12 protein-coding genes are annotated in these 15,652 nt (G+C 33.7%); 7 read left to right on the forward strand and 5 right to left on the reverse strand.

The window, feature by feature from the left end; genetic code table 11:
* Positions 1 to 75 precede the first annotated feature (75 nt).
* Both bsdtb5_RS02105 and nifJ read left to right on the forward strand, forming a co-directional pair.
* Positions 76 to 1,089, forward strand: coding sequence for an AI-2E family transporter (locus bsdtb5_RS02105; protein WP_271714404.1), 1,014 nt, complete (start codon positions 76 to 78; stop codon positions 1,087 to 1,089).
* Between the two features lie 164 nt (positions 1,090 to 1,253).
* Complete coding sequence (gene nifJ / locus bsdtb5_RS02110) at positions 1,254 to 4,778, forward strand: pyruvate:ferredoxin (flavodoxin) oxidoreductase (protein WP_330611897.1); 3,525 nt, start codon at positions 1,254 to 1,256, stop codon at positions 4,776 to 4,778.
* Positions 4,779 to 4,812: 34 nt separating this feature from the next.
* Here nifJ and bsdtb5_RS02115 read toward each other — a convergent pair whose 3' ends face one another.
* Entirely contained in the window at positions 4,813 to 4,980 is a 168-nt protein-coding gene (locus tag bsdtb5_RS02115; protein WP_271714405.1) for a CDIF630_02480 family spore surface protein, read from the reverse strand.
* 175 nt (positions 4,981 to 5,155) lie between these two features.
* Between bsdtb5_RS02115 and bsdtb5_RS02120 the strand changes: the two genes are divergently transcribed.
* The 3 genes from bsdtb5_RS02120 (at position 5,156) to bsdtb5_RS02130 (ending at position 8,339) form a co-directional block, all read left to right on the forward strand.
* A complete protein-coding gene (locus tag bsdtb5_RS02120) occupies positions 5,156 to 6,283 on the forward strand; it encodes a zinc-dependent alcohol dehydrogenase (protein WP_271714406.1) in 1,128 nt (375 codons plus the stop codon).
* 162 nt (positions 6,284 to 6,445) lie between these two features.
* On the forward strand, positions 6,446 to 6,937 hold the full coding sequence (locus bsdtb5_RS02125; RefSeq protein WP_271714407.1) for a GNAT family N-acetyltransferase: 492 nt from the start codon (positions 6,446 to 6,448) through the stop codon (positions 6,935 to 6,937).
* Between the two features lie 415 nt (positions 6,938 to 7,352).
* Positions 7,353 to 8,339 (forward strand): effector binding domain-containing protein, encoded by a 987-nt coding sequence (locus bsdtb5_RS02130; RefSeq protein ID WP_271714408.1) that lies wholly within the window; start codon positions 7,353 to 7,355, stop codon positions 8,337 to 8,339.
* Between the two features lie 192 nt (positions 8,340 to 8,531).
* Here the strand turns inward: bsdtb5_RS02130 and bsdtb5_RS02135 are convergent, their stop codons facing one another.
* The 3 genes from bsdtb5_RS02135 to bsdtb5_RS02145 all read right to left on the reverse strand — a co-directional run bounded on the left by bsdtb5_RS02135 (position 8,532) and on the right by bsdtb5_RS02145 (position 11,811).
* Positions 8,532 to 9,413, reverse strand: coding sequence for a carbohydrate ABC transporter permease (locus tag bsdtb5_RS02135; protein ID WP_271714409.1), 882 nt, complete (start codon positions 9,411 to 9,413; stop codon positions 8,532 to 8,534).
* 3 nt (positions 9,414 to 9,416) lie between these two features.
* Complete coding sequence (locus tag bsdtb5_RS02140) at positions 9,417 to 10,313, reverse strand: carbohydrate ABC transporter permease (RefSeq protein ID WP_271714410.1); 897 nt, start codon at positions 10,311 to 10,313, stop codon at positions 9,417 to 9,419.
* Positions 10,314 to 10,395: 82 nt separating this feature from the next.
* The gene (locus bsdtb5_RS02145; RefSeq protein WP_271714411.1) at positions 10,396 to 11,811 is read right to left on the reverse strand and encodes an extracellular solute-binding protein; all 1,416 of its coding nucleotides are present in this window, start codon (positions 11,809 to 11,811) and stop codon (positions 10,396 to 10,398) included.
* 551 nt (positions 11,812 to 12,362) lie between these two features.
* Here bsdtb5_RS02145 and bsdtb5_RS02150 point away from each other — a divergent pair.
* A complete protein-coding gene (locus bsdtb5_RS02150) occupies positions 12,363 to 13,319 on the forward strand; it encodes a helix-turn-helix domain-containing protein (RefSeq protein ID WP_271714412.1) in 957 nt (318 codons plus the stop codon).
* Between the two features lie 390 nt (positions 13,320 to 13,709).
* Positions 13,710 to 14,798, forward strand: coding sequence for a tryptophan--tRNA ligase (trpS, locus tag bsdtb5_RS02155; RefSeq protein WP_271714413.1), 1,089 nt, complete (start codon positions 13,710 to 13,712; stop codon positions 14,796 to 14,798).
* Between the two features lie 122 nt (positions 14,799 to 14,920).
* Here trpS and lepB read toward each other — a convergent pair whose 3' ends face one another.
* Positions 14,921 to 15,523, reverse strand: coding sequence for a signal peptidase I (gene lepB, locus bsdtb5_RS02160; RefSeq protein WP_271714414.1), 603 nt, complete (start codon positions 15,521 to 15,523; stop codon positions 14,921 to 14,923).
* Positions 15,524 to 15,652 lie beyond the last annotated feature (129 nt).

The following is a 15,652-nucleotide window of genomic DNA, read 5'->3' on the forward strand; positions in this document are numbered from 1 at the left end:
GATATATTTTCCGTCAAAAATAAGTTTAGCTAAAGGTAAACTTACAACTTATTTTGAGGAAGAAAGGTGTTTACAATGAGTAAATTCGATAATTTTATTCATCACTCTCTGGTTAAAAGAATATTTAGTATTATATTAGCTGGTTTAATTTTGTATTTATTTAAAGGCATGCTAAATCTACTGCTACTTATTTTTATTATTACGTTTATTTTTGGTCAATTACAAAAGTTTTTATATGATAAGATCAATTCTCACATCCATATTAGTAGGAAACTGGTCACAGTCATTATGTATGTCGTTATTGTCACATTTTTTACCGTTACCGGTATCATGTATATTCCAAAAGTCTCACAGCAATTAATTGATGCCATTCAATTAATCTCTACTTTTAATGTGGATAAACTAAAAGGGAAAATCAATTTAGATATACTAAATTTGATTTCAGAAGAACAAATCAATCTATACATCAAAGAAGGTGCATCCTATCTATTGCAACTAGCTACTACCATTGGAACATTTAGTTTTAATTTTGCCATTTCATTCTTAATCAGTTTCTTATTCTTATTAGAAAAAGATGAGATTGTAGCTTTCGGCAAAAATCTAGAACACAGTAAGATCGCTTTTCTATATCGAGATATGAAACACTATGGCAATATCTTTTTGAATTCTTTTGGAAAGGTAATTGAATTACAGATTGTCATTGCTTTTATTAATTCATTTTTATCTGTCATTGCACTTTCAATAATGGGATTTCCGCAGGCATTAGGACTTGGACTTATGATATTTATTCTCGGATTAATTCCAGTAGCTGGAGTAATTATTTCTTTGGTGCCGTTAGTTATCATGGCTTTTAATATTGGAGGAACGATAAAAATTATTGAAGTTATCGTTATGATTATAGTCTTACATGCATTGGAATCTTATGTATTGAATCCAAAGTTAATGTCAGCAAAAACAAAGATTCCTGTATTTATTGTATTTCTTATACTACTGATAAGCGAACACTATTTAGGGATATGGGGATTACTATTTGGAATTCCATTATTTATGTTTTTCTTGGATGTTTTAGATATAAAAGTACGTGAATAAAATATATACAACAAGGCTTTTCAAGGTTGAATTGAAAAGCCTTGTTTTTTTATAGGAAAAAATTTATCCCTTTTGAATAATTAACTAATCTTTATAAATACTAATACAGTTCAGGTTCCTAATATACAAGGAGCTAAGTATGATGTTATTCGAAAGGAGATATTATGAAACAAAAACAAACAATGGATGGAAACCAGGCCGCTGCGACAGCTGCGTATGCATTTACAGAAGTAGCCTCAATCTATCCCATCACTCCATCCACTACTATAGCAGAAGTGATAGAAGAATGGGCAGCTCATGGAAAAAAGAATGTATTTGATCAGGAGGTAAAAGTAATAGAGATGCAATCCGAAGCAGGCGCAGCCTCCACTATGCGTGGTGCATTGCAGGCAGGAGTCCTCGCTTCTACTTATACCGCTTCCCAAGGATTATTACTTATGATACCTAGTTTATATAAGATGTCAGGTGAATTATTACCAGGGGTATTACATGTAACGGCAAGAACACTTGCAACCCATGCGTTATCTATCTTTGGAGATCATCAAGATGTTATGGCTTGTCGTCAAACAGGTGTTGCCTTACTTGCTTCTTCTAATGTACAAGAAGTTATGGATTTTGGTGTGATTGCCCATCTTTCTGCAATTAAATCTAGAGTTCCATTTATACATTTCTTTGATGGATTTCGAACTTCCCATGAATATCAGAAGATTGAAGTAGTAGCAATGGATGACATTAAGCAAATGATTGATATGAAAGCGGTACAAGAATTCCGTAATAGAGCACTTAACCCAGAACATCCAGTGGTAAGGGGAACGACACAGAATCCGGATATCTATTTTCAAGAAAGAGAAATGTCGAATAATTATTATAATGCTGTTCCAGGAATTGTGGAAGAATATTTAAAACAATTTGGTAAGATAACAGGAAGAAATTATAAGCCATACGAATATTATGGTGCCAAAGATGCAACTAGATTAATCATAGCTATGGGTTCTGTTTGTGATACAATTGAAGAAGTGGTTGATTACCTAAATGATAAAGGCGATCAAGTGGGATGCTTAAAAGTGCACTTATACCGACCATTTGCAGAGAGTATGTTCTTAGAGGAGATTCCTAAATCAATTAAGAAGATTGCAGTACTAGATCGAACTAAGGAGCCAGGAGCTCCAGGAGAACCATTATATCTCGATGTATTAAAAGCATACAAGGAAAATAAAGATATAACCATTGTTGGTGGTAGATATGGTTTATCTTCTAAGGACACTACACCATCACAGATCCTTGCGGTTTACAATAATCTAAGTTTAGATACTCCAAAGGATCGATTTACGATTGGTATTGTTGATGATGTGACACATACCTCCCTTCCAGAAGAAGATATGGTTGATACATCACCTACGGGTACCATTAGTTGCAAAATCTGGGGATTAGGCTCTGATGGTACAGTTGGCTCTAATAAATCGGCAATTAAGATAATTGGTGATCATTCAGAGAATGAAGTACAAGCATATTTCTCGTATGATAGTAAGAAGTCAGGTGGTTCCACCATATCACATCTTCGATTTGGAAAAGAGAGAATTCGCTCCCCTTATCTTGTTTCCAATGCTAATTATATTGCCTGTCATAATAAATCCTTTATCTATCAACATGATGTTCTGAAAGGTATTAGAAAAGGGGGAACATTTGTCTTAGTGTGCCCTTGGGGTAAAGAGGAACTTGACGAGAAGCTACCAGCACATTTAAGAAAGACTCTTGCAGATAAGAAGATTCTTTTTTATACAATTGATGCATTGAAAATAGCAACAGAAGTTGGATTAGGCAATCGCATTAATATGGTTATGCAGTCTGTTTTCTTTAAGCTAGCGGATGTTATTCCATTTGAAAAAGCAGTAGAATATCTGAAAGAATCCATTGTTAAAATGTATGGAAAGAAAGGCGAAGATATTGTAACTAAGAACCAGCAAGCCATTGATAAAGCAATTGATGCTCTGGTTAAAGTTGAAGTTCCAGAATCCTGGAGTAGTGCTACAGAAGATAATAATGCTGAAGTAAAGAAAGTCCCTGACTTTGTAGCAAATATTCAGATGCCTATGGCAAGGCATGAAGGAGATGAACTTCCTGTCAGTGCATTTGCTAATATGGTGGATGGAACATTTCCACTTGGAACCACTGCTTATGAAAAACGTGGAATTGCACCACAATTACCTCAATGGCAGATTGAAAAATGTATCCAATGTAATCAATGCTCCTATGTCTGCCCACATGCAACGATACGTCCATTCTTATTAAATGATGAAGAATATTCCAGAAAACCAGAAGAATTTGAGACAAAGCAGGCAGTTGGACAAGGACTTACAAACCTGCAATTTCGTATACAAGTAGCACCACTTGATTGCGTTGGTTGTGGTAGTTGTGCAGATGTCTGTCCTGCAAAAGGAAAAGCACTCATCATGCAACCAGCAGAAGAAGAGATTGAAAAGCAAGCAGAGAATTGGGAATATGCTATGACAGTGACTGCAAAAGATAATATTATGAGTAAATGGAACGTCAAAGGAAGTCAGTTTGTAAGACCATATCTTGAATTCAATGGGGCATGTCCAGGTTGTGGTGAGACACCATATATTCGTTTATTAACGCAGCTATTTGGTGATCGAATGATGATCTCCAATGCGACAGGATGCTCTTCTATCTGGGGTGCTTCGGCTCCTTCGATTGCTTATTCTACGGATGCAAATGGTAAAGGTCCAGCTTGGATTAATCCATTATTTGAAGATGCAGCAGAGTTCGGACTAGGTCTACAGATTGGATCTAAGCAAGCACGTAACATATTGATACAATCAGTGACAAAAGCATTAGAATCGGATATCGATAGTAGTCTAAAGACAGTACTGGGAGAGTGGCTAGATGGTGTTGATGATGGAGAACTATCAAAAGAAACATCATTAAAGGTAATGGAAGCTTTAAAGAAAGCAGATACAAGTTCCAACCAGACATTAAATAATATCATGGCATACAAAGATTATCTCATTAAGAAATCCGTATGGTCCATTGGTGGTGACGGATGGGCATATGATATTGGTTATGGTGGCTTGGATCATGTTATATCTACAGGAGAAAATATCAAGATATTTGTTATGGACACCGAAATCTATTCTAACACAGGTGGACAATGCTCGAAGTCCACACAGACAGCATCGGTTGCAAAACTTGCTATGTCAGGTAAGAAGCAAGTTAAGAAAGATCTTGGTCTAATGGCAATGTCATATGGAAATGTCTATGTCGCACAGATTGCGATGGGTGCAGATATGAATCAGACCATCAAAGCAATATCAGAAGCGGAAAGTTATAAAGGACCAGCGCTTATTATTGCTTATGCGCCATGTATTAGTCACGGTATTCGAACTGGTATGGGAACTAGCATAAAAGAAGAGAAGAAAGCAGTAGAAGCAGGATATTGGCATCTGTATCGTTATAATCCAGCGTTAAAGCAAGAAGGAAAGAATCCATTCCAACTTGATTCAAAAGCACCTAGTGCTGATTATCTAGAATTTATCAAAGGAGAAATACGTTTCACACAACTTGGAACTACATTCCCAGAAACAGCAGATCAGTTATATGAACAATCTGCTAAGAATGCAAAAGAACGCTATGATCGTTATGCGAAGCTTGCAGAGCAGAAGGTATTGTAATAAAAAAATAGAGAAAAGGAAGAACTCCTTTTCTCTATTTTTCATTGTCATCTACATATTCTTTTGCATTCATTACCTGCATATCACTAGGTATATTTACATTTGACGAAGCTTTATGCTTTGCCTTATTTGACCAAGCAGCAGTTTCATGTTTTTCAATAGGAGTTTTTTGCGCTTTACTTTTAAAATTTCCTTGTTTCATAAGTCACCTCTTTTCTGTCATATTTATATTATGCACCGTTTTTGTACATAATATTTAAGATAACTCAGACTATGTAGTTATATAAAGGCGATATAGTACTTAATAATAGCATGATAATAGGTAGTACCAAACTATTTTCATTTCAAAATTTCAGAATAAATAGAGGAGATAACATATGAAAGCAATTGTATATGAAGGAATGAAGAATGTTAAGGTAAAAGAAGTTATGGATCCTAAGATTAAGAAACCAGATGATATTATTGTAAAAGTAACATCAACGGCAATATGTGGTTCAGATCTACATTTAATTCATGGAATGGTACCAAATCTTCCTCATGGTTCGGTACTTGGACATGAGACAATGGGAATTGTAGAAGAGGTAGGTAAGGAGGTTCATAAAGTAAAAAAAGGAGATCGAGTTATTGTGCCATTCCCTATCGCATGTGGTCATTGCTGGTTTTGCGAGCATAATCTATGGAGTCAATGTGATAATTCCAATGCTAATGGCGAGGTTGGTGGGATCTTTGGGTATAGTAAAACATATGGTGGATATGATGGTGGACAAGCAGAATATCTTCGCGTTCCATTTGCCAATGTAGGACCTACGATCGTACCAGAATCCTTACGTGATGAGCAAGTATTATTCCTAACGGATATTCTTCCTACTTCTTATTGGGGAGTGGAAAATGGAGGCGTGAAGAGTGGTGATACAGTTGTTGTACTCGGTTGTGGACCTGTAGGTTTACTCACTATAAAATGGGCAATCTTCATGGGTGCCAAACGGGTGATAGCCGTAGACTATGTTGGTTATCGATTAAAACATGCTGAGAAATATGGGGTGGAAACGTTAAATTTTGAAGAGTACGATAATGTAGGAGAACATATCAAAGACATCACTCATGGTGGTGCTGATGTTGTTATAGACTGTGTTGGGATGGATGGAAAGATGACCAAGGTTGAACTAGTAGAAACGATGCTAAAATTACAAGGTGGTTCAAAATCAGCAATTGAGATTGCTACTCAAGCAGTAAGGAAAGGTGGAACTGTTTCCCTAGTTGGAGTGTATGGCGCAAGATATAATAATTTCCCGTTAGGTGATTTCTTTGCTAGAAACATTACATTGAAAATGGGTCAATGTCCTGCGCAGAATTATGTAGAGCGAATCTTAAATTTAATTGTTGAGAAAAAGTTCGATGCAACTGACATTATTACACATAGGCTTTCTTTGGATAAAGGGGAACATGCTTACAAGATCTTTGATAAGAAAGAGGATAATTGTATTAAGGTTATTTTAAAACCTTAGAATCATCTTGACTTTGACGCGACGTAAAGATATATCATACTCTCAAGAGGAGAAAGTCTTATTTTAGTGTATTCAGTGATGTCGCTGTATATCAGGAAACAATACAACAATAGACATTGACCCTTAATCTTAATAAATAATTAATAAAAGGAGAGAGTAAATATGCAAGATAATATTATATTTTTACCTTTGAAAAATGAAGATGTTGAAGAATTAACTTCAATTATGAAAAGAGCATTTGATGAAGATACCCGTATACATCTAGGGCAAGAAGCTGGAGGCCCGCCAGGATATGATGATGGAAGTTTTTTGAGAAAATGGGGGCTTAATCCACATGCAACAGCATATAAAATCTATCAAGATGGAGAATTAATTGGAGGTACCATTCTATGGATTAATTCCAATAAAGAGAATTTCCTTGGAACAATCTTTCTAGATTCAAATGTAGAAAATAAGGGGATCGGGACAAAAGTATGGAAACGGATTGAAGAAATGTATCCAGATACGATAGCTTGGAATACCGAGACACCAATCTTTAGCAGAAGAAATCATAACTTTTACATTAATAAATGTGGTTTTCACTGTATTAGAATTGATAAGCCTAAAGATATGGATGAAGGTCAATTTATATTAAGAAAAGTGATGATGAAATAATTTAAGAAAAATAAATCAGGAAACCACTAGTTTGCAAGTAATAATTAAGAAGAGTAGTTAATTGTTACAAAAAGTTTTGAGATAAAATTTTATATTAGTTCTTTGAATTAATTTGCCAGAAGTTTATTTCTAAGTGCTTCTGGCTTTTAATATAATATTTTAGGAAAGAGATTAGTATATGATTTCAAACGTTTTATAAGTTTATATGCACGCAGTATAACAATGTGCTAGAATAGAAAAAAATGGATAGTCTAAGATACATAGTTAACAGGAATCTTTATTTACTCCTGTAATAATTATTTACAATATCAATACATCAAGTAAAGGAGATGCAATGTCAGAGATTACGTTAGTATATATCTTGACTTTGACGTCGCGTCGTCCTTTATACTGTAGGAGGAAAGGAGAGGATAGAATGGAGTTAATGACAATTAGTGAATTATCAAAAGGTTTCAATATTACAACTAGGACACTCAGATACTATGAACAAATCGGAATTCTAAAAAGCAAAAAGAAAGAAGATTATGCTTATCGTGTCTATGATGAAGATGCACTAATACGTTTGCAGCAGATAATTATCTTGCGAAAACTTCGTATTCCATTAAAGCAGATTGGAGTTATTCTTGGTGATGCAGAACAAAATCGAATGGTAGAAATCTTTCAGGAGAATCTAATGTCTCTAGATCATGAGATTACTGCACTTTCTACAATACGTTCTGTATTACAAAGATTTGTATCTTACCTTAATAATTATAATGGAGTAAATGCAAAATTAAATTTTTTAGATGATAATGAAATTATGCAAGTTGTCGAATCCTTAAGCCTTTCTAAGATTAAGTTTAAGGAGGAACGACCAATGGAAGAGTTGAACAAAGCAAATGAAATACTTGATAATTTAAAAGATGTTAGAATTCTATATCTGCCACCTGCAACAGTTGCATCAAGTCATTATATAGGTGATAATCCAGAAGAGGTTGCAGGAGGTGAGTTGGATGACTTTATTAGAAGTATAAAGTTACAGCAATTGAAGCCTGACTTAAGAGTCTATGGATTTAATAATCCATGTCCGAGAGAAGAGTGTGAGACCTATGGATATGAATTCTGGGTTACAATTCCTGAGGATATGAAAGTACCTGAATCACTTCAGAAAAAATACTTTGAGGGTGGTTTATATGCAGCACATTGCATTAAGATGGGAGATTTTCATGAGTGGCAGGCATTCTATCAGTGGATATGCAACCATGATCTCTATGAGTTTGATGAAAGAGAACCATTAGGTATGAATGGAACTTTGGAAGAACATTTGAATGCCTTTACATATTATCAATCATGCAAAGAGAAGTCAAAATTCGAGCAAATAGATTTACTTATTCCAATTAGACTTAAAACAAAAATTCTCTAGAACAATGTTCAAACTAATTATATATTTTTAGCCTGTATTAAATAAACAATAGGATTTAAGTTAGTAAGTTAAATTAGTATAATAAACAATAAAAAGTTCGCCAGATAGCCCTTATATCAAGAGGCTTCTGGCGATTTTAATTTCTGATAATTCCTTCTTATTTAGTTTACTCAGTTTATTAAGCTCTTCACATTAGCCCTTAACAGCACCTGCAACCATACCTTTAATGATCTGCTTACTAAATACAAAGTAGAAGACAATAATTGGAGCCATAGTTGTAAGTAAAGCTGCCATAATCTTAGGATAATCTGAACTAAATTGACCTGTAAATTGAGTCATTGCTAATGGTACGGTATGGAGAGCTTGGTCTCGAATTAATACCAAAGCAAAAGAGAATTCATTCCAGCATCCAAAGGTCTGAATGATACCTACTGTTGTTAAAATAGGCTTGCAAGTAGGTAATATTACAGTAAATAGAGTTCGAGTAAAACTACTTCCATCTATTGCAGCTGCTTCTTCAAGCGCTACCGGAATTGCCTTCACATATCCTTCAACTAAGAAAATCGCAATAGGAAGTCCGAAAGCGACATATGGAATAATTAGCGTAAACCATTGATTATTTAGACCAGTATTATTAAATACAACATAAATTGGTACTAATAAGGAATGGATTGGGATTAACAATCCCATTAAGAAAATTACATACAACAAACGGTTTCCTTTAAATTTAACTCTGGCTAATATGTATCCTACGATAAATCCGCAGATAATAATTAAAGAAACGGATATAATTGTAGTTCGAAAACTGTTAAATAAAGAAGCAAATATATGATAATCTTTATTCGATAATATATCTACATAATTACTAAATGAAGGTGATTTAGGTAATCCAATAATATCTGCGTTAAATACTCGTTTCTCTTTGAGAGAGGAATAGAACAACCAGATCAAAGGAAAGATACAAGATAACGAGAAGATGATTAACACTAAGTTTAAAAATACAGCAAGTACTCGTGTCTTAACCTTGTGATCAGGACGGTTTTTTGCTTTTGAAGGAGTTTTATTTTCACTCATAGATTAAATTTCCCCCTTTTCTTTAGTTAACATTTTTACAAGAAATTGAACACCACCAATTACTAATAAGCTGACAAAAAAGATACCAATAGATATTGCACTACCATAGCCCATATTCTGTTGAGCAAAGGAAATCTTGTATCCGTAGAGAGCCATAACCATGGAATCATTACCAGGACCACCCTTTGTCATAACAAAAATGTGATCGAAGGCTTTCATATTACCTGCAACACACAGTGTTACACAGACAAGTAATGTATTCTTGATTAACGGAACGATTACATAAATGGCTCTTTGGAAGGCATTTGCTCCATCTAATTCTGCAACTTCAAATATTTCTTGATCAACCGATGAAATAGCAGAGATAATGATAACCATATAATAACCGATGAATTGCCATATCAATGGAATTGCAATAAGAAGCATAACAAGTTTTGGTTCATTTAACCATACTTTCGTTTGATCACCTTTACCGATTAATTCTAAGAACCAATTAAGGATTCCACGTTTGTAATCGTAGAACATAAGCCATATAAGGCCAATATATACAGCAGATATGGTGCTAGGGAAGAAGCCAAAAGTACGATGAATTGCTTTGAATTTTACTAAGCGTGAGTTAATCATCAATACAATTATAAATGCAAGACCTATCTGTCCAATGATACAAGCGAATACTAAATAAATATTATGACCAAAGGATGTCCAGAAGACGTCATCCTTTATGAGTGTTGCATAATTATCTAATCCTATAAATGTCTTATTTGGGCCGCCCTTCCAATCAAAAAAACTATAAAAACCTGCAGTAATGAGTGGAATAAATACTGCAAAAACGTAGAGTAAGATTGGAAATAATAAATATAAAGCAATTACCCATTTTTTAGGTCGAATTGAATTCAACAATTGATCGCGCCTCCTATAATATGTAGTTAGGCCTTATCTAAGCAACATACTCAGATAAGGCCTAGTATTTTTGGTAATTATTTTAGTAGTTTTTCTCGTATGCTGCTTGAGCATTCTTTGCTACGTCTTCTGGTGAGATATCTCCATTTAACATAGATTGAAGATCTGTATTTAATACATCCCAAACGGCACTTGAAATAAGTGAATCATAGATTTCACAAGGTTTGTGATCTACATAAGAATAGTTATAGAAATCTTGTGTAAATTGATCAAATTTACTTAAATCTAAGTTATCAACTTTTGTTACACTACTTAATGCATATTTATCAGTTACATAATTAGCGAATTCTGGACCAGTTAGCGTATAAGCTAAATCAATTGCAGCAGCTAATTTTTCAGGATCGTCTTTTAACTTAGCGTTGATTGCGATACCGTATCCAAGACCAATGTTATGGGAATCAGTATCTCCAGTAGCACCTGCTGGTTGAGGAAGAACTGCAAATTTTGTATTATTGTAAAGTGGTTTATCTTTTAATGTAGCTTGAATATAAGATACATCCCAGTTACCACCGATGAATGCTGCAGCATCTCCTGATATGTAATATTCTCTTGCATCTTCGTTAGTGATAGCATTAAAGTCTTTATTGAATACATCACTCTTAAAGATATCTTGAGTGAACTTAAGAGCATCTACAAAAGTTTGATCTGTGAAAGCAGCACCTTTCTTTTCAACTAGAGATTTGAACCATTCTGGACCTGTAAATCTATCTCCAAGTGTTGATAAGAAGCAGGAGTTTGCTTGCCATTTACCACCATTACCAAATGCGATTGTATCAATACCTTTCTTTTTGAAATACTTAGAAGCTTCTTTTACTTTATCCCAAGTGTCAGGGAAAGTATCAAAACCAGCTTCTTTCCATAATGCTGCGTCATATACAACTACAGTACAAGTACCACCAGTTAATGCTGGTATTGCATATTCTTTTCCATCTACTGTGAATGGATAGAATTTTGATTTGTCATATTTGTCTGCATATGGTGATTTTGCAATGTAATCAGTCATATCAAGAACAAGACCTTGTTTTACCCATTCTCTTGTATTCATACCTTGTAGTAAGAATACGTCTGGTAAATCACCAGCAGCAGCAAGTGTTGCAATCTGTGTTTTGTAATCAGCATTTGCTAAAACTGTTTGTTTTAAAGAAATGTCTGGGTTTTTCTTTTCCCAACTAGCAATCGTTGTACGGAATCCATCTGAACCACCATTTCCTTGTGATTCTTCTGAAGTAGAGAAATGCATGATTCCAAGATCACCCTTATATGCAAGAGTACTTGCTGAGGTGTCTGTCTTCGTTGCTGAGTCATCGGTTGCTTCTGTTGTTGCATCTGGAGCTTTGGTTTCTGCTTTCTTGGTTGAAGTTTCTTTCGATTTTCCACAAGCACAAAGTGAGAAAATCATTACTACTACCAATAATAGGCTTACTAACTTTTTCTTCATAAATGTATCCCCCATTTTTATAATATTTATATAAATACTACCAAGAAGGTAGTACAAATATCGTAAGAACTGTTGTCATAGAACAGTCTCATTACAAAAAAATGTCGAAATTTTTTTCGAAAGTTTCGCAAACGCATTTCGATATAAATAATAAAAAACAATAATATTTGTGAAATGTGAATATATGTAATATAATAATATGAATTAATTAGTTATTTTATACTAAAATATCTTGTATTTAACTTAATCGTTTTCGTAACGAATTAAAAAAATAAAAGCGATATTTAATTAAAAATGTAATTTATTTACAATACAATATTATCATAAATGGAATAAAATTACAATAATAATAAACAAAAAATACCTGTATATGTATAATTATTACAATGATATAAGACGAGAAGTTAAAAATTTCTACGAAATACTTATAAATCAAATAGAAATTGTAATATTTCTTATATATTAACTATAAGTTGAATTATTGAATAGGTCTCGTTTGATATAAAAGCTTACGAATGATACACTACCGTTATAAAAAAGGAGGGATTACAATGAAGATGGAGATTGGAAATATAATATATGGATTACGTAAGAGTAAAAAGCTTACACAAGAACAATTGGCAATAGAAATTGGTGTATCAACAGCAGCTGTATCTAAATGGGAAACAGATAATTCAATACCTGATATAGCAATTCTATGTAGCCTTGCAGATTTTTTTGAGGTTTCGGTAGATGATATGTTAGGTAGAACGGATATGATGGAATCTCATGGGAAGATTCGGGCACAATCTTATGATGAAAAAGTAGCAATGCTTGATATTGCGAGATATCTACTGGAGCTAAAAACAGTTAGTGAGTTCTTGAAAGGCGATGAATTACAACGTGAGATAATAAAGAAACATTATGAGGATCAACATCTAAATTTTGCAGTTGAATTTATGATAAAAGCCTATCAAATGAAGTTAGATTCAGATGAAGTGTATGAGATTCTTATGAATTATTCTAAGAATTTAAATAGAAATGAGAACATAAAGTTTCGTATGATTGCTAAAGGAATATATTGTATTATGGAAAAAAAGTCAGCCTATTATACAGAAGAAGTATTGTGTTCCTACTTAGGATATGATATGAGAAAAATGTTTTATGAATGTTGTAAAGATGAAAGATATGAGACCTTGATAACGAAGCAAGAGATACGGTATAAATATATGAAGCAAACATGTTATTCAAAGAATACCGATCTATTAGAATTCTTTGTAAAGATTGAGAATCGAATGATTCAATTAATCTTAAGAAATTTAGATCAAGATACTCTTGTAAATGCTCTTAAAGGTGTATCAGGAGATGTCCTTCTTAGGTTTATGGACAACCTATCTGAGAAGATGATATTTTATATTGCAAAGGACCTTGAATTATGGAATGGAACGGAAGCTGATATTTTAGAAGCCGAGCGTAATGTATTGCAGATATACCAGAGAATTAATTCCAGCCTGGCAGAAGAAAAATGAGTTATTAGAAGATATTTTAATAATGGTTAGGATGTTAAAAGTCTTATTTGGGCTTTTGGTCTTGACAATATTTTCATTTAGGATTACAGTAATAATTAATTGATAATAATATGAAACCGATGATTAAGAGAAGTAAATTTAAGTGAGAAACTACAGAGAGCTGCGGTGATGAGATGCAGTGTTTTAGCTTATATTGAATGGACTTATGAGGGCAATCCGAACTAATAGTAGGCGTTGACGGACATCCTAACCGTTATGATGGAAGCATATGATAGTATGTGATAAATTGCATTGGTGGCATATAAGAATCTAGACTCTTATCTTTTGGGATAGGAGTTTTTTTGTTATTTAAATGTATAAAAAAACATTGAAAAGGAAGGCGTATGTATTATGAAGAAAATTATATTAACAGGAGACAGGCCAACTGGAAGATTACATGTGGGTCATTATGTGGGATCTTTAAAAAGAAGAGTAGAATTACAGAATTCAGGTTTATACGATAAGATATTTATAATGATTGCAGATGCACAAGCACTTACGGATAATGCAGATAATCCTGAGAAAGTACGCCAGAATATTGTTGAAGTTGCCCTCGATTACTTGGCTTGTGGAATTGACCCAAGTAAGTCCACTATCTTTATTCAATCACAGATTCCAGAATTATGTGAGTTCACGACATATTTTATGAACTTAGTAACTGTTTCGAGGGTTCAGAGAAACCCTACGGTTAAATCAGAGATCCAGATGAGAAATTTTGAGACAAGCATTCCAGTTGGATTCTTTACTTATCCAATCAGTCAGGCATCGGATATTACTGCATTTCGTGCGACTACTGTACCAGTTGGAGAAGATCAACTTCCTATGTTAGAACAAACAAAAGAGATTGTAAATAAATTTAATGCTGTGTACGGAGAGACTTTAGCAGAACCTGAGATCTTATTACCGGACAATAAAGCATGTCTACGACTTCCAGGCATTGATGGAAAAGCGAAGATGAGTAAATCCTTAAATAACTGTATCTATTTATCAGATTCTAAAGAAGAGGTGAATGCAAAGGTCATGTCCATGTTTACCGATCCAAATCATCTTCGTGTGGAAGATCCAGGTGAAGTAGAGAATAATCCAGTATTCATTTATTTAGATGCTTTTTGCAAGGAGGAGCATTTTAAGAAATACCTTACAGATTATAAGAATCTACAAGAACTTAAGGAACATTATCAACGAGGAGGATTAGGAGATGTTAAGGTTAAACGCTTCTTAAATAATGTTCTTCAAGAAGAATTAGAACCAATTCGAAGTCGTAGAAAAGAGTATGAGAAGAATATACCTGAGATCTATAGGATGTTACAAACCGGATGCACCCAGGCAAGAAAGGTAGCTAGTGAAACTTTAGCAGATGTAAAACGTGCCATGAAAATTAATTATTTTGAGGATGAAGAATTAATATTAGAGCAGACGAAACGTTATGAAAGTAAATAGTAGTAAAAACATAAAAGAGGATGGCCCTATTATATATGTTACGGTTCGAGGGTCAAAAGCGTTTTATAATATACACTCAGTAAAATAAGGCTATTGACCCTCGACCATGATATATAGAAAATCTATTGAATTCTACCAACTTTATCCCAAGGGTAAACACGAAAGATTGCTTTTCCTTCTACTTGATTAAGATCTATTACACCAAAGGATCTACTGTCCATACTAACAGAACGGTGGTCCCCCATAACAAATAGTTTGTTTTTGCCTACAGTAAGGGGAAGATGGATTTCATGTTCTATTGTTTCGCCCTTCGTATAAGGTTCATCGAGTTTTACGTCATTTACATACACGTATCCATTCTTTATATCTACCTTATCTCCAGCAACACCGATTACACGCTTTACGTAATAAGTATCTTTTTGCTTGTAATGACTAAATGTAGACATCATCTGGTCTAAAGTAGCTAGAGATTCATCAAGAATAGAGCCTTTTTCTTTATCTGGAAGGAAAATAATAATGTCTTCTCTTTGAGGATTGGAGAAACGATAACTTAACTTATCAACAAGTAATTGCTGTTTATTCAGCAAGGTATTTTCCATTGAAGTTTGTTCTACCTGTACTTTGGCTAAAACAGTAGTGTTAAAGAGCATTACAAAAAAGATTGTACCAATAAATAATAGAAATAAATTGATGATTTCTTTAAATGTATTTTTTTTATTTCGCATAGAAAGCCTCCTTAGATTTTTATATCATATTTATTTTGAATAGCTACTAATATTATACAATATATGGAGCTGCAATACTACAGATTATACAATAAAAATAAGAGATACTAAATGAAAACATATTACAAA

This window comes from Anaeromicropila herbilytica (assembly GCF_016591975.1).
GTDB lineage: Bacteria > Bacillota > Clostridia > Lachnospirales > Lachnospiraceae > Anaeromicropila > Anaeromicropila herbilytica.

Excerpts from the sequence above, each read along its gene's own strand:
- bsdtb5_RS02150 (WP_271714412.1), top strand. The coding sequence starts at position 12,363 with ATGAAGATGGAGATTGGAAATATAATATATGGATTACGTAAGAGTAAA.
- bsdtb5_RS02145 (WP_271714411.1), bottom strand. The coding sequence starts at position 11,811 with ATGAAGAAAAAGTTAGTAAGCCTATTATTGGTAGTAGTAATGATTTTC.
- bsdtb5_RS02130 (WP_271714408.1), top strand. The coding sequence starts at position 7,353 with ATGGAGTTAATGACAATTAGTGAATTATCAAAAGGTTTCAATATTACA.
- lepB (WP_271714414.1), bottom strand. The coding sequence starts at position 15,523 with ATGCGAAATAAAAAAAATACATTTAAAGAAATCATCAATTTATTTCTA.
- bsdtb5_RS02105 (WP_271714404.1), top strand. The coding sequence starts at position 76 with ATGAGTAAATTCGATAATTTTATTCATCACTCTCTGGTTAAAAGAATA.
- bsdtb5_RS02120 (WP_271714406.1), top strand. The coding sequence starts at position 5,156 with ATGAAAGCAATTGTATATGAAGGAATGAAGAATGTTAAGGTAAAAGAA.
- nifJ (WP_330611897.1), top strand. The coding sequence starts at position 1,254 with ATGAAACAAAAACAAACAATGGATGGAAACCAGGCCGCTGCGACAGCT.
- trpS (WP_271714413.1), top strand. The coding sequence starts at position 13,710 with ATGAAGAAAATTATATTAACAGGAGACAGGCCAACTGGAAGATTACAT.
- bsdtb5_RS02125 (WP_271714407.1), top strand. The coding sequence starts at position 6,446 with ATGCAAGATAATATTATATTTTTACCTTTGAAAAATGAAGATGTTGAA.
- bsdtb5_RS02115 (WP_271714405.1), bottom strand. The coding sequence starts at position 4,980 with ATGAAACAAGGAAATTTTAAAAGTAAAGCGCAAAAAACTCCTATTGAA.
- bsdtb5_RS02135 (WP_271714409.1), bottom strand. The coding sequence starts at position 9,413 with ATGAGTGAAAATAAAACTCCTTCAAAAGCAAAAAACCGTCCTGATCAC.